Annotated in this window: 12 protein-coding genes; 6 read left to right on the forward strand and 6 right to left on the reverse strand. The window is 56.8% G+C overall.

Going from position 1 to position 14431, the window contains the following annotated elements; translation table 11 throughout:
- Window positions 1–14: 14 nt before the first annotated feature.
- From chvE to mmsB, 3 genes are read left to right on the forward strand one after another with little or no spacing between them, the layout of a single operon-like run.
- Complete coding sequence (gene chvE / locus PP4_RS10930) at window positions 15–1082, forward strand: multiple monosaccharide ABC transporter substrate-binding protein (RefSeq protein ID WP_041167687.1); 1068 nt, start codon at window positions 15–17, stop codon at window positions 1080–1082.
- A 59-nt stretch (window positions 1083–1141) separates the two neighbouring features.
- Complete coding sequence (gene mmsA, locus PP4_RS10935) at window positions 1142–2677, forward strand: multiple monosaccharide ABC transporter ATP-binding protein (protein WP_016499238.1); 1536 nt, start codon at window positions 1142–1144, stop codon at window positions 2675–2677.
- Window positions 2674–3864, forward strand: a complete 1191-nt coding sequence (gene mmsB / locus PP4_RS10940; protein WP_016499239.1) for a multiple monosaccharide ABC transporter permease — start codon at window positions 2674–2676, stop codon at window positions 3862–3864. Before mmsA ends, mmsB begins: the two co-directional genes overlap by 4 nt.
- Window positions 3865–3948: 84 nt before the next feature.
- Here the strand turns inward: mmsB and PP4_RS10945 are convergent, their stop codons facing one another.
- Complete coding sequence (locus PP4_RS10945; protein WP_016499240.1) at window positions 3949–4821, reverse strand: sugar phosphate isomerase/epimerase family protein; 873 nt, start codon at window positions 4819–4821, stop codon at window positions 3949–3951.
- 234 nt (window positions 4822–5055) lie between these two features.
- Here PP4_RS10945 and PP4_RS10950 point away from each other — a divergent pair, with 234 nt between their 5' ends.
- From PP4_RS10950 to PP4_RS29830, 3 genes are all read left to right on the forward strand, one after another.
- Window positions 5056–6060: a LacI family DNA-binding transcriptional regulator gene (locus PP4_RS10950; RefSeq protein WP_041167688.1), complete on the forward strand. Its 1005-nt coding sequence runs from the start codon at window positions 5056–5058 to the stop codon at window positions 6058–6060.
- A 338-nt stretch (window positions 6061–6398) separates the two neighbouring features.
- Window positions 6399–8807: a membrane-bound PQQ-dependent dehydrogenase, glucose/quinate/shikimate family gene (locus PP4_RS10955; protein ID WP_016499242.1), complete on the forward strand. Its 2409-nt coding sequence runs from the start codon at window positions 6399–6401 to the stop codon at window positions 8805–8807.
- A gap of 55 nt (window positions 8808–8862) precedes the next feature.
- Window positions 8863–9189 carry a winged helix-turn-helix domain-containing protein gene (locus tag PP4_RS29830; RefSeq protein WP_158490997.1) on the forward strand — a complete coding sequence of 109 codons (327 nt, stop codon included), beginning with the start codon at window positions 8863–8865 and terminating at the stop codon, window positions 9187–9189.
- Window positions 9190–9249: 60 nt separating this feature from the next.
- On the opposite strand, the gene PP4_RS10960 is transcribed toward PP4_RS29830, so the two are convergent.
- From PP4_RS10960 to PP4_RS10980, 5 genes are all read right to left on the reverse strand, one after another.
- Window positions 9250–10623: an LLM class flavin-dependent oxidoreductase gene (locus PP4_RS10960; protein WP_016499243.1), complete on the reverse strand. Its 1374-nt coding sequence runs from the start codon at window positions 10621–10623 to the stop codon at window positions 9250–9252.
- A gap of 35 nt (window positions 10624–10658) precedes the next feature.
- On the reverse strand, window positions 10659–11504 hold the full coding sequence (locus PP4_RS10965) for an amino acid ABC transporter permease (RefSeq protein ID WP_016499244.1): 846 nt from the start codon (window positions 11502–11504) through the stop codon (window positions 10659–10661).
- A complete protein-coding gene (locus PP4_RS10970) occupies window positions 11501–12322 on the reverse strand; it encodes an ABC transporter substrate-binding protein (protein WP_016499245.1) in 822 nt (273 codons plus the stop codon). The genes PP4_RS10965 and PP4_RS10970 overlap by 4 nt, the downstream gene beginning before the upstream one ends.
- 113 nt (window positions 12323–12435) lie before the next feature.
- Window positions 12436–13365, reverse strand: a complete 930-nt coding sequence (locus PP4_RS10975; RefSeq protein WP_041167690.1) for a DMT family transporter — start codon at window positions 13363–13365, stop codon at window positions 12436–12438.
- A 296-nt stretch (window positions 13366–13661) separates the two neighbouring features.
- Complete coding sequence (locus PP4_RS10980; RefSeq protein WP_016499247.1) at window positions 13662–14255, reverse strand: helix-turn-helix domain-containing protein; 594 nt, start codon at window positions 14253–14255, stop codon at window positions 13662–13664.
- Window positions 14256–14431: the final 176 nt, after the last annotated feature.

Here is a 14431-nt window from a genome sequence, read left to right on the forward strand (position 1 = left end):
ACTGGGTGAACGTCATGAACAAGTTTATGAAACTTGCTGCGTCTCTGTGCGTGGCGGTTGCGGTTATCGGCTGCTCGAAGAAAGAAGAAAATACCAAAGGTCTTATTGGTATTTCGATGCCCTCCAAGGCCGAGGCGCGGTGGACTTCAGATGGCCAGAGCATGGTGAATGCGCTCAACAAACTTGGGTACAAAACTGATATCCAATACGCCCAGTATGAGGTTTCGACCCAGTTGTCGCAGCTCGAGAACCTCTTGGTCAAAGGCGTGAAAGGGCTGATCATTGCTCCTATCGATGGCACCACCATGACCGACTTGCTGCGGCAGGCAAAAGAGAAGGGCATCACGGTCATCTCGTATGATCGCCTGATCCGAAACTCAAAAGATTTCGACTACTACGCCACGTTCGACAACTACAAGACGGGTGTGCTTCAGGGGGAGTCGATTGTCAGTGCCCTGAAATTGAACGAAGGCACCGGGCCCTTCAATTTCGAGATATTCGCAGGCTCAACCGACGACAACAACGCTCACGTCGTCTACGCCGGCGTCATGTCCGTTCTGCAGCCTTACATCGACAGCGGAAAGCTCGTGATCCGTAGCGGACAGGTCAAGCTCGACCAGGTGGCGACGTTGAACTGGGATGGGGCGCTTGCCCAGTCCCGAATGGACAACATCCTCAGCGCCTTCTACGGCAAAGCCCATCTCGATGCGGTGCTCGCGATGAACGATCAGTTAGCCGTTGGCGTGGTCTCTTCGTTGCGCGGTGTCGGGTACGGTAGCGGCGGCACTCCGATGCCCATCGTGACAGGCCAGGATGCCGAAATCCCGAGTGTCAAAGCGATCATGCGCGGTGATCAGCATTCGACCGTATTCAAGGACACCCGAGCGTTGGCTGAAGCTGCAGCCGTAATGATCGATAGCGCCCTGCAAGGCAAAGATGTTCAGGTCAACGACACCACCTCCTATGACAACGGCTCCATGGTCGTGCCTACCCAACTTCTTTCTCCTGTCTCCGTAGAAGCCAAAGACGTGCAAAAAGTGTTGGTCGACTCCGGGTACTACAGCAAAGACCGCCTGCAATAACTACCCAATGCCAGCGGCCCGGTGCCTTCGGGTCGCTTTTTTGCGATAGGAGGATAGTCATGTCACCTCATCTTCTTGACATGCGCGGCATTCAAAAAAGCTTTGGCCCGGTAAAAGCCCTGACCAGCGTGAACCTTCAGGTGGGCAGGGGAGAAATACACGCGATCTGCGGTGAGAACGGTGCCGGCAAATCTACCCTCATGAAAATCCTGAGTGGCGTTTACCCAACCGGAAGTTATGCAGGCTCGATCAGTTTCGACGGTGAGGTTCGCCAGTTCAGCGACCTGCGTGACAGCGAGGCCCTGGGAATTTGCATCATCCACCAAGAGCTTGCGCTTGTGCCGATGCTCTCGATCACAGAAAACCTTTTCCTTGGGCATGAGATCGCCACAAGGGGGGTTATTGATTGGTCGCTTGCTCATCGCAGAGCCAAGGTTCTGCTGGAAAAGGTAGGTCTGCACGTTTTGCCCCAGACCCGTGTAAACCAACTGGGTATCGGTCAGCAGCAACTCGTCGAGATTGCAAAAGCACTCGGCAAGGACGTTCGCCTTTTAATCCTCGATGAGCCTACCGCCAGCCTCAACGAAAAGGATAGCGAGCGGCTTCTGGAGCTCATGCTCGAGCTGAAAGCCAAGGACATAACCTCGATCATCATCTCCCACAAACTCAATGAAATTTCCCGCGTAGCAGATGGGGTCACGGTTATTCGGGATGGAACAACAGTCGATGTCATTGATTGCCGAGAGTCGCCGTTGAACGAGAGCCGAGTTGTTCAGGCGATGGTTGGCCGCGAGCTGGCCGACCGGTATCCCGGCAGAGAGCCCAACCTTGGCGATAAGCAATTCGAGGTGGAGCACTGGTCGGTAGAGCATCCAGAACGCCCAGGCGAGGACTTCATCCGTGACGTAAGTTTTTTTGCTCGCAAAGGTGAGGTGGTTGGGATTGCCGGGCTTATGGGGGCTGGCCGAACCGAACTTGCCATGAGCATCTTTGGCGGTTCTTTTGGGAAGAATATTCGAGGCACTGTTCGCCTCAATGGCCAGGAATTACGCGTGCGAAACGTTCGTGAAGCCATTGATAACGGTATCGCCTACGCAACTGAAGACCGTAAGGGCGCTGGGCTTTTGTTGGGGGATGGCATCGGGCGAAACGTAAGTATCGCCAGCCTGAAATCGCTGGCACGCCGGTGGGTCATCAACGAAACCGAGGAGCTTGGTGTCGGTGAAGGCTACAAGAAAACCCTGCGCATTCGCAGCCCTGATCTTCGTCAGCCAGTGGAGCGTCTCTCTGGCGGTAACCAGCAGAAAGTCGTGCTCGCGAAATGGCTGTTCTCCAACCCCGAGGTACTGATTCTGGATGAGCCTACCAGGGGCATCGATGTCGGTGCCAAGTACGAGATCTACGGGGTGGTCAATCAAGTGGTGGCCAAGGGCAAGACTGTGATCATGATCTCTTCGGAGATGCCCGAACTGCTGGGCACTTGTGATCGGATCTATGTGATGAACGAGGGAAGGTTCGTCGGGGAGTTCCCAATCCAAGAGGCGTCTCAAGAGCGAATCATGCACGCCATCATGAAAAATGAGGTCATCCAATGACTGATGTCATCGCCCCTGTGGCGGTAAAACCGAGCTTGCTTCCTGCTATCAAACGAGGTGCCCGCGAGTACGGGTTGTTGAGCTCTTTGCTCGTCATCATCGTGTTCTTCCAAATCGCCACGGGCGGCGCATTGCTCCAGCCTCTCAACCTGACGAACCTGATCCTGCAGAACAGCTACATCGTGGTTATGGCCTTGGGCATGCTCATGGTCATCGTCTGCGGTCACATCGACTTGTCGGTTGGTTCCATCGTTGGGGTAATCGGTTCGATAGCAGCTGTGTTGATGGTGCAGTACCAGTTCGACTTCATCACGGTATCGCTGCTTTGCTTGTTCATCGGCGGCCTCATAGGTGCTGCCCAAGGTTACTGGGTGGCGTTCTGGGGAATGCCCTCATTCATCGTGACACTGGGCGGCATGCTGATCTTCCGTGGGGCGACCATCGCCATTGGTGAAGGGCAGTCGATTGGGCCATTCCCGGCAGAGTTCGTCGCCCTGAGTGCGGGCTTCCTGCCTGACCCCTTCCAAGGCCAAGGTCTCAAAGTCACCTCCCTGGTGCTTGGTGTATTGGTAGTTGCGTGCTTCCTTTGGATTGAATGGCGTGCTCGTAGGAGGGTCAGCAAAGCTGGTGGGGAGGTCATGCCCCTGCCTTTGTTTGCGCTCAAGCATGGCATCCTGGGTGGCGCCATCATCGCCTTCTGCTTCATGTTGGCGACTTACCGAGGGCTTCCTACGGTACTGGTCATCATGTGTGCACTCATCGGCCTCTACACGTTCATCATGAATCGGACGGTGATCGGGCGTTGGATCTACGCAGTGGGCGGTAACCTGAAGGCCGCGAAGCTTTCCGGTATCAACACCGTCCGAGTGACCTTCTTTACTTTTGTGAACATGGGCGTACTGGCTGCTGTGGCGGGCCTGATCTTCGCGGCACGCCTGAACAGCGCAACGCCCCGTGCGGGCAGCGGTTTCGAACTGGACGTCATCGCCGCCGTATTCATCGGGGGAGCCTCGGCATCCGGTGGGGTAGGGAAGGTGATGGGCGTGGTGATCGGTGCCTTCATCATGGGGGTGCTGAACAACGGCATGTCGATCATGGGCATCGGCGTTGACTACCAGCAAATGATTAAGGGGGCAGTATTGCTGGCCGCCGTGTTCGTAGACGTGTACCAGAAGAACAGGGCGTAGAGGCTCAAATCTGATGGAAAAATCCCGGCTACTGAGCCGGGATTTTTTTCTGCTGTGTAGTGGCGCAAAAGCTAGTAGCCGTGGTTAGACCCTGAGCTCCGCATACGCCAAAAGCGACTGCTTGCAGAGTCTGGCAACGTCCTCTGTCGCCATATTTTGGTTCAGCACAGAGAAAACCTCTGGCCCGACACCATTCAGGCCACCGATCTTGTGCAGACCGGAGACAATGTCTGCCAGTGGGAAGTTACCGGTGCCAGGCCACATGCGTTCAAAGCAATCGGCCTCCAGGGTCACGCCGGATTTCAACGGATGGATGCCATCGCAGATCTGCACGCAGTGAATCGAGCTGCCTGGAATCGTTGCCAGAGTCTCGAGCTTGGATTCACTGCGAACGAAATGGAGCGTATCGAGCACAAGGCCGCCGTTAGGGGCACCGGCACGCTCGACGATCTCCCAGCCCTGTTCAAGAGACGTCACTCCCCACATAGGGATAGGTTCAAGGTCGCAAACCATGCCTTCCTCGTGGGCCAGACGGCAGATCTCGGCGTAGTGCGAGACCAGTTCATCCAGTGCATAGGCATTGGCTGTGAATGTAGCGTTCAAGCTCATGTGGGTGCAGCCAAGCTCACTCGCGATCTCGAAAAATTCCAGGGCGGTTGTCGAGTGATCCGCGATGAAGCTGTCATCCATGTTATTGGGGTGCCAATCAGGATTCCATGTGCAGAGAGGATCCAGGCGGCTGATCTTGATCCCGTTATCCTCAGCGATCAGTCGCATGTTCTGAATGGAAAGACCGGATGCCGCGATCCTGGCTACCTCCTGTGGTTGAATAGCAAGTTCATGGAAACCTGCCAACCGAGTAGCTCTTACCTTGTCCGGGAAGGGCAGGTGGAGGACATTAGAAAACGGCATGGTGTATGTCAGGCTGGGCGTCAGGTCTTCTACTCTGTGCGTCATCCGTGCGTCTCAACATAAAACCCCAATGTATTCGCGCGGTTGAGGGGATGTAAGGCCCGGATTAGGAAAACTATTTTCCACAAGCAGCATGGTAAAGCCCGCCTAGCTATGCGCAGCTAAGTCCTTGCTCAGGGCGTGTGTTATCCTCGACCCGAACACTGTTATGCCTAGTTCTTGGCTTGCCCGTCTACCGACGAAGCCTGCGGGCATCATGCTCGGAGCTTTCTGTAGATCATGGCAAAGCCTTTCACTACCCTGGATGACGTAGCTAAAGCTGCTGGGATGTCACGTGCTCAGGTGTCGAGGGCGCTTCGAGGGGATCCTGGTGTTCGGCCTGAAACGCGTGAGCGGATCGATCAGATTGCTTCTGAGCTCGAGTATCGTCCGAACCTGGCTGCTCGGAGTTTAGTCTCCGCCCGATCATCCATCGTTGGGTTGGTGATCGGAGACCCCAACAATGCTTTCCATATCCAGTTGGCTCAGTCGGTCGACAAGAGACTGCTTGCTGCGGGCTTCGAGCCTGTCACTTCCCTACGGCCAGTTGAAGGTAATTCAGCAGCTTTCGAGATAGAAAGGTTGCTTACGCTTCGAGCAGCTGGGGTGATCCTCCTGGGTACTCCGCATCATCCCAAGGTCATTGGCGAGATCGCCGATAAGCTCCCTTGCGTTTTTATCGGAAGCAAACGGGTCGCTCACAAAAAAGTCATCTCAATCGCGGTCGATGACCAGACAGGAGTGCGTCTTGCGATGGATCATCTGTTCGCATTGGGGCACCGAAGAATTGCTCACCTGGCAGGGGGACGCGAGCCTTCCTCCAAAGACCGGGCAAGGTTCTACTGTGAAATCATGAAGGCTGCTGGTTTGAATCCGATCCTGATCAGAGGCGAGCACAATGCCGCGTTCGGTAGGCGAGGAGTGGATGCGCTGTTTGCCCGGGATGAGCGTCCAAGCGCCATCTTCGCCTCGAACGACTTCATCGCTTTGGGTGTTCTGGACAGGTTGAAGGGCATGGGGTTAAGCGTCCCATCTGACGTATCGGTTGTCGGTTTTGATGACATTCCTGATGCCGAAAACAGCCTCTTCTCGCTGACGACTTTAAAGCAGGATACGGATGCCCAGGCCCAGGCAGCTGTTGTGGCTTTGCAGGCGATGTTGGCAGGCAATGCTGCCCACCCCCGCCGTGTGGACATGCCGGTCACTCTCATAACTCGAAAGTCAACTGGGTCAAACTCAGGCTAAGCGAGCCCCGTCACTGTCCGAGATGCAAATAGCTCCCATCTTTTGATATGCGTCACATTGACTCACTTTGTTACAGGACATACCATGCGCCCGTTTCGTAGGCGGCGCTCGGAGAGCGCCGTTTTTTGATCGTCAAATGAGAGCGCTCTCATTGGCGGTGACGTGCTCTAGTCTGCAGGCCGTTCAGGCGTGCAAATGAGAGCGCTCTCATAGAACATGGATGTTCGAAAGTCTGGTTTAGGGACGCGTGGATGGAGCCTCGGGAGAGGGTCTGGCGCAGCGCTTTGGACGGTTTTTGATTGAGGGGCCTGACCCCTCGCGTGAATCTAGGAAAACGCATGAGATTTAAGAGCGTCTTACCGATAGCCATCGGTGTCGTGTTGACGTTGCTTGGCGCAGGGCTCGCCTTTGGTGGAGCCAAACTGATATCGCTGGGCGGCAGCTGGTACTACCTTTTGGCTGGCCTAGCCATGGCGGCTACTGGTCTCACCCTGGTCAAAAAGAAGATCGTTGCGACCTGGATTTCCTTGGCGTTGCTGGTGGCTACCGCGTGCTGGGCATTCTGGGAAGTTGGCTTTGATTTCTGGCAGCTTGTTCCGCGCTTGATCACCTTCATCGTGATTGCATTGGTACTGGTGCTGATCGTGCCGCTGCTTGAGGGTAATCGTCGACTGATGGGCAATCCGGCACGCGCCGCTATCAGCTCGCTCCTCATCATCAGCCTGGTTTGCTTTGGCTACGGTATGTTCCAGCCACATGCAACCGTAGTGGCGAAGAAGGGCAGCACCTCCTCAGTGGTCGTGCCGGATGCAGGTCAATCAGACGGTAATGATTGGACAGCGTATGGCCGCAATACCCATGGTGAGCGTTTCGCTCAGTTCGACCAGATCAACAAGGCCAACGTCAAGGATCTGCAAGTTGCCTGGACGTTCCGTACTGGCGATATGGCGATCAATGGCGCCGAGTACCAGGGCACACCGCTCAAGGTTGATGACACGGTTTACCTCTGCACACCACTTAACAAAGTATTTGCACTTGATCCGGTGACGGGTGCCGAAAAGTGGAAGTACGACCCGGTGATTCAGGAAACCCCGTCCAACCGTACGTGGAAGCGGTGCCGTGGACTTGGCTACTACGATGTAGACAAGGCTCAAGCTGCCGTAGCAAACGGGGATACGGTAGTCGACCCATCGGTAGCTGCTCAGCCTGCTGAATGTCGTCGCCGTATCGTCATGACGACAGTGGATGCTCGCCTGATTGAGCTCGATGCGGATACTGGTAAGACATGCGGTAGCTTTGGTAATCACGGTACCGTTGATTTGCTCAAAGGCATTGGCCCGAACACCGACGGCTCTTACTATCTGACTTCGGCTCCGCTTGTGGCCGGGGACGTGATCATTGTCGGTGGCAAGATCAACGACAACCTCAAGACCGGCGAACCGTCAGGTGTGACGCGCGGTTTTGATGTTCGAACCGGCGAATTGCTCTGGGCTTGGGAGGCGTTGAACCCGAAGCGGGGCGTGCCATTACCTGCGGGTGAAAACTATCCTGCAGAGTCGCCCAACTTCTGGGGTACCGCTTCGTATGATGCAAAGCTGGGGTTGGCCTACATTCCTACAGGCAATCAGACACCGGACTTCTGGAACGGTGATCGCAAGCCTGGCTCGGATGAGTACAACGATTCGATCGTTGCTATCGACGTGAGGACCGGTGTCGATAAATGGCACTTCCGCACTGCCAACAACGACATGTTCGACTACGACGTGTCCGCCCAACCGATTCTGTACGACCTCCCGAACAAAAAGGGTGACACGACTCCGGTTGTGATCGCGATGACCAAACGTGGCCAGATCTTTGTTCTCGATCGACGCGATGGCACCCCTGTGTTCCCGGTGGAGCAGCGCAAGGTTGCAACCGATGGCGTCCCAGGTATGCGGATTTCGCCGACCCAGCCTTACTCACAGCTGTCCGTTGGAGCGGATCGTCTCAAAGAGTCGGATATGTGGGGCGGTACTGTCTTTGATCAACTGATGTGCCGAATCGATTTCAAAGGCATGCGTTGGGAAGGGGAGTTTACGCCGCTGGTTGAAGGCCAGGCCACACTGATCTACCCGGGTTACTATGGGGGCTTCAACTGGGGCGGCGGTGCAATTGATGCATCCACTGGTACCCTGATCGTCAACGATATCCGTATGGCTCAATGGGGTCGTTTTATCAAACAGGATGAGGCCAAGCGCATTGGCCTGGTACCGACTACCGAAGGCGAATATTCCGAGCAGCTGGGCACGCCGTGGGGTGTAGAACGTTCGATGTTTGTGTCGCCGCTGGGCGTGCCATGCTTCAAGCCCCCATTCGGCACCATGACTGCCATCGACCTCACCTCGGGTGAGACCAAATGGCAGGTGCCGATGGGCAGTATTCAGGATGCACCCGTGCACGGCATCGTCCCTGGCGTCTACATGCCGCTTGGCATGCCCACCATGGGCGGGCCGCTGGTTACTAAAGGCGGTTTGACCTTCTTCCACGGCACTCTGGATTACTACATCCGAGCCTTGGATAACGACACGGGTGAAGAGCTGTGGCGCGGTCGTCTGCCGGTTGGTGGTCAGGGCGCTCCAATGTCCTACGTTGGTCGTGACGGCAAGCAGTGCATCGTTGTTACCGTGGGCGGGGCAACCCGTACAGGTTCCAACGAAAACCGTGGCGACTATGTGATCGCTTACGCTTTGCCGAGCGCTGGCAAGTAATATCCCTCCCTGGTTGCAGGTCAATGACCTGCAACCCTCCGAGACATTGCGAATCTTGAACAGAATTGCTGCTGGTGCAGGTCACTTAGCCTTTTCAGACCTGCATCTGGATCCTGCTTGTCGCGAGGTTAGCTGCGATGGTAGGCGCATCATCCTCAAAGCGACGTCATGCAGGCTATTGGAAGCTCTCATAGTTAATCCTGAGCAAATCGTGTCGAGATCCGCCCTGTTCGAGGCGGTCTGGGGTTTCCATTTCGACCCTGGGACAAAGGTGCTGGAAGTGCAGCTAAGCTATCTACGCAAGGTACTCGTCGCCCTGGGCTGTAGCGTACGCATTCATACGCATCGAGGTATCGGTCTCAGCCTGCATGGACAGCGGTAACCCGCCTTCAACTAAATTCAGCGCGTGAAGGCCGGGGGATCAGGGAAAAGTAGCCCTGAGTCACTGCTGCCGGAAAGACGCTCCATAAGCAGATGATGGCAGTCGGCTCGAGCGGTCATCTCTGAGGCGAGACCGGAAGGTTCCGCTTTGCGCTTGCGTGCGATAAAGCCCGCGTTTTTGGAGTTCAGGCACAATCAGCTCGACGAAATCCTCCAAGGTGCCAGGACTGGTGAGCGGGTTCAGCATGTAACCACTTGTTCCCGAAATGCGGGCGTGCTCCTCGATGCAGTCGGCTACTTGCTCAGGCGTTCCTACCAGAATCAAATCTGTACCGCGTGTGACGTTGGCAAAACGCTTCCTGACGTCACCTGCCGTCAACGGCTTGCCGCTGCCGTCTGGTCGCATCATGTAGGAGGTCAAACCTTCGGTATGGGTCGAGAGCGCATCGCCGTCCGCATAGCGGCTAAGGTCGATGCCTGTATCGCCGGCATAGCTGACCAATTGTGCTTCCAGGTGATAGTTGCTCTGAAGCGCGTCATACTTTCTCTGGGCTTCGATCTCTGTTTTCGCCGTGACGATGCGCAGCACCGTAAGCGATTTCACGTCATCCCGAGCACGTCCACGAGCCTGTGCCATCGTCCAGATTTCTTCCAGCCCCTGGCGGATTTCATGTGGGTTGGATTTGGCGATGAAAATCAGCTCTGCATGTTTGGCTGCGAACTCTCGGCCCCGGCCTGACCAACCGGCCTGGATAAGCAGCGGGGTTCGCTGCGGGGAAGGCGCTGTCAGATGAGGGCCTGCCACGTGGTAGCGCTCCCCGCAATGATTGATCGGTCTCACCCGCTCGCCACGGGCGTAGCGCTGACCCGCTTTGTCCTGCACCACTGCGTCGTCCGCCCAGCTGCCCTCCCAGAGCTTGTAGGCCACATCCATGAATTCCTCCGCGCGTTCGTAGCGGTCGGCATGCTTGAGCATCTCTTCCAGGCCGAAGTTGCGAGCAGCACTGGAAAGGTAGGACGTCACGATGTTCCAGGCGATCCGGCCACCGGTCATGTGATCGAGCGTGCTGAAGCGTCGGGCATGTGTGAAGGGATGCTCGTAGGTGGTGGTAACGGTAGCGCCGAATGCCAGATTCCTGGTGATCGCAGCTAGCCCCGGAATGATCATCAACGGGTCGTTCGCAGGCGCTTCTACCGCCCACTTCACTGCTGCTTCAGCGCTCCCGCCGAAGACGTCATAGAAGCCCAGGACATCTGCGAAGAAGAGCATGTCGAGGTTAGCCTGGTCGGCGATACGGGCTTGGTTCGACCAGAAATCAAACGTGTTGGCGGCCAGGCGCTCATCAGCTGGATGAGTCCATAGGCTGGGTGCTCCACCGCAGCCAACGCTCGCTTGTTCGTATAGCGCAAACAATAGGGGTTTGGGGTCGGACATCATTTTTCCTGTCTTCATTGATATCAGCTGGCAGCTCACCGCTGATTCTGGAACCCTTTGCCGAAGTGGCGTTCAAGACGGTGCTGAATGAGCTCCAGCCCAATGGACAGCAGCCAGTAGATGAGCGCGGCAGTGGCGAGCATTTCGATATAACGGTATGAGGAGCGTCCGTAGGACTGCGCCAGGAACATCACTTCCCACACCCCCATTACCGAAATGAGCGACGAGTCCTTCAGCATCGAGATGAACTGGCTGGTGGTCGGGGGGATGATCGTCCTCATCGCCTGCGGGAGCACAACATGGAGGAACGCCGAGGTCGGCCTCAAGCCAAGCGCAGCAGCCGCTTCTCGCTGCCCAGGCGGGACAGCCATGATGCCGGCACGAAAAATTTCGCTGAGGTAGGCGCCGTAGTTGAGCGACAGTGCAATGATCCCTGCGCTAATCGCTCCCGGCACCACACCCAGTTGCGGTAAGCCCAGGTAAATGAGCAGGATCTGGATCAACAGCGGCGTACCGCGAAAAAACGATGCATAGAAGCTCGCCACGCCGAACGCCACAGCGCTGCGTGATAACCGCGCCAGCGCCGTAACAAAGCCCAGCAGCAACGAAAACCCTATCGAGCAAATACAGAGGAACAGCGTCAGTGCTGCACCCTGAAGGAAGCCGTTTGGTCCCAGCCGCAGGCCTACAAGGTTGGGCCATTTATCCAGGATGATCGAGAACTTCAGGTCAAAGCTCAGGAAGAAGAAGATGCAAAAGCCAAGCAATGCCCCCCAGGTCAGATACAGGCGGGTCTTGAACCCAAAGGTCCGACCAAGCAGGCTCGATTTCACGTTGGGTGCGAGAACGGACTTTGCGGGATGTGGGTTGAGGGCTGTCATTTACTGATATCGGCGCCGATCCACTTCTGGGAAATCTTGGCCAGTGTTCCATCGGCCTTGAGTGCTGTGATGACCTCAGTGACCTTTTCATTCCACTGCGGATCGCCTTTCTCAATAGCGATTACGTTGGGTTCGGCGTACAAAGTCTCGCCTGTGATTTTGAAGCGTGGATCCTGGGCAATACGCTCCTTGGCAGTGATCAGATTGGTGACCATTGCGTCCAGGCGCACGCCGGTGCCCAGTGCCAGATCCTGGAAGGCGACAGTTTCGTTGTCATACGGCGCAGCCTGGGCGTTATCAAACGGGTAGATGAGAGGTTTGTCTTCTGCCCCTTCGATGGTGAGATCTTTGTTCAGGTAAGCCTCGTAGGTCGAGGCGCTAATGACGCCAACTTTCTTGCCTGACAAATCTTTTCCCGAGGTGATGGCGGTGTCCTTGGCGTTGACCACAATCACCGCTGGCGACTGGTAATACTCGACCGGGAAGTCGAACACCTCAGCACGCGCCTTGCTCGGCGTCATTGAGCAGACACAGATATCGTAACGGCCACTCCAGCGGCCTGCGGCGATGACATCCCAAGAGGGCGTTTCGAGCTTGAGCCTCACCCCAAGACGCTCGGCTACGGCCTTGGCGACATCCACGTCAAAGCCATCCAGCTGGTTTTGCTCATTCAAGAATGAGAATGGCGGGTAGTTCTCCATCAGCACGCCGGTAAGCTCACCCTTGCCCTGGACACGATCAAGCGTTGCGCCCGCAAAGGCCGTTGAGGAAGCCACCAGTAAGGCAAGGCCCAAAGGTAAAAGTGGGAAGGCTTTCAACGACTGACACTCCATAGGTTTTGATTTTTAATATTAAAACGCAATATAAAATCAGTTGATACAAACATTATGGAATATGCTTGGTTCCGGGCGCTATATCTACAGTGCTTTGATCAATGCGCGCAGCGGCTGGTATCCCCTTGCTCCGCCGGTGCCTTGCGCGCCGCCGCCAGCAGGGTCGCCAGCACGATTAGCGCTGCACCAACGGCCATGCGCAGGCTCGGCTGATCACCAAACAGCCACCAGGCGCCGATGATCGCGTACACCGGTTCCAGCGCGATGATCATGCCGGCCGTCCGCGCTTCCAGGCCTTCCAGGCTCTTGACGAACAAAAACTGCGACAGCCCGGTGCAGAACACGCCCAGCAGCGCCAGGTTGACCCAGTCGCTGCCCGCCAGGCTGGTGCTGCCCAGGTGGGTGAAGGCAAACGGTGCCACCAGCGCGGCCACCACCACGTTCTGCCAGAAGGCCACCTGCATGGCGTTCATGCTTGATGCATTGCGGCGGTTGGCCACGGTCAGCAGGGCGAATGCCAGGCCCGAACCCAGTCCCCACAGCAGGCCGATGGTGCCGTTGTCCAGCAGGTCGAAAGTCGGCACCACCAACACCAGGCCGGCGGTAACCATCAGCAGCAGCAAACCTTGCACGGCCCCGATACGTTGGCCAAATACACCGCGCTCGATCATGGCAATGAACGCCGGGAAGCTGGCGAAGCCCAGAGTGGCCATCGCCACGCCGCCGACTTTGACGGCAATGAAGAAGGTCACCCAGTGGGCTGCCAGCAGGGCGCCGGTCAGGCCCAGCACCGGCAAATTGCGCAGAGTGAGCGCATCGAGCAGGCGGGTGCCCTTGAGCCCGGCGACGAAGCCCAGGGCAATGAAGGCGAAGGTGGCGCGGCCGAAGGTGATGATGCTGGCGTCGGCGTCGATCAAGTGACCAAGGATGCCGGTCAGGCCGAACAGCACAGCGGCAATATGGGCAACGCACAGGGCGTTACGGTGGCCGGTGGCAGCACCGGCTACGGGGATTGAAGTCGCGATCATGGCAGTCAAGTCTTCACAATGTGGCGCGCGCAAACACTCCCTGCTGGCGCTGCGCAGGTCTCTGATACTGGGAGTTTTTATCGTTATGAGCCCAAGCGAATTGCCCGGTGCAAAAAGGCGCCACAGCGTTGGAATTGTGAAGCGAGGCTGTTTTACTCGCGGCTACCACGTCGGCCAGCCCACGGCGCGGGGCTGGTCGATGTGTGTATTATTTTTGTATACAGGGTTTTGCAGCCGATTGCGGGCGACGTGTGCTTGTCTGATCGCGACATCGGCGGTTGCCTTGCAGCGCCGCGTCATTCGTCGCCGTAGTTCATGATCGACAGCAGGCGTATGGGCACCTGCACCAGTTGCTCAGGGCCATGTGGGGTTTCGCCGTCGAAGGTCAGGCTGTCGCCGGCGTGCATGTGGTAGAGCCGGTTGCCATGGCGATACACCAGTTCGCCCTCCAGCAAGTGGAGGAACTCGGTGCCGGGGTGGGCGAAGGTGGGGAACTCTTCGCTAGCGTCGTCCATGCTCACCATATAGGCCTCGAAGTTCTTCTTCGGCCCCCTGGCGTGATTGAGCAAGTGGTAGGTGTGGCCCTTCTCGGTGCCGCGGCGTACCACTTCCAGCCCTTCGCCGGCCTTCACCAGCAGGGCATTGCCATCGGGCTGGTCATATTGGCTGAACAGCTTGGCCATCGGCATGCCCAGCACGTCACACAGGCGGCTGAGGGTGTCGAGGCTGGTGGACACCTGGGCGTTCTCGATCTTGCTCAGCATGCCCTGGCTGATGCCGGCGATCCGTGCCACATCGGCGAGCTTGAGGGACTGGGCCTGGCGCTGGCGCTTGATCTGCAGGCCAAGGTACTGCTCCAGGCGAAGGCGCGGTTCGGTTTCAGTCGACATCGAATGTCCTGCACAGTTTCAGTTCAAGAATAAAGTTTTCGCACTGGGAAAGTGCGAAATGCAGCTGCGCTGGCCGCTTCTTTCCTCAGGTGAAAACAAGTTTCCCATAAATAGAACAGAAAAACCTGTCTGGGTTTTGTCTTGCCGGTGCCGGCTTCTGCGCGGGCAAGTCCGCT

It is taken from the genome of Pseudomonas putida NBRC 14164, assembly GCF_000412675.1.
In the GTDB taxonomy this organism is placed as follows: domain Bacteria; phylum Pseudomonadota; class Gammaproteobacteria; order Pseudomonadales; family Pseudomonadaceae; genus Aquipseudomonas; species Aquipseudomonas putida.

Coding starts and splice junctions, on each gene's coding strand:
- chvE (WP_041167687.1), top strand. CDS start 15: ATGAACAAGTTTATGAAACTTGCTGCGTCTCTGTGCGTGGCGGTTGCG.
- mmsA (WP_016499238.1), top strand. CDS start 1,142: ATGTCACCTCATCTTCTTGACATGCGCGGCATTCAAAAAAGCTTTGGC.
- mmsB (WP_016499239.1), top strand. CDS start 2,674: ATGACTGATGTCATCGCCCCTGTGGCGGTAAAACCGAGCTTGCTTCCT.
- PP4_RS10945 (WP_016499240.1), bottom strand. CDS start 4,821: ATGACGCACAGAGTAGAAGACCTGACGCCCAGCCTGACATACACCATG.
- PP4_RS10950 (WP_041167688.1), top strand. CDS start 5,056: ATGGCAAAGCCTTTCACTACCCTGGATGACGTAGCTAAAGCTGCTGGG.
- PP4_RS10955 (WP_016499242.1), top strand. CDS start 6,399: ATGAGATTTAAGAGCGTCTTACCGATAGCCATCGGTGTCGTGTTGACG.
- PP4_RS10960 (WP_016499243.1), bottom strand. CDS start 10,623: ATGTCCGACCCCAAACCCCTATTGTTTGCGCTATACGAACAAGCGAGC.
- PP4_RS10965 (WP_016499244.1), bottom strand. CDS start 11,504: ATGACAGCCCTCAACCCACATCCCGCAAAGTCCGTTCTCGCACCCAAC.
- PP4_RS10975 (WP_041167690.1), bottom strand. CDS start 13,365: ATGATCGCGACTTCAATCCCCGTAGCCGGTGCTGCCACCGGCCACCGT.
- PP4_RS10980 (WP_016499247.1), bottom strand. CDS start 14,255: ATGTCGACTGAAACCGAACCGCGCCTTCGCCTGGAGCAGTACCTTGGC.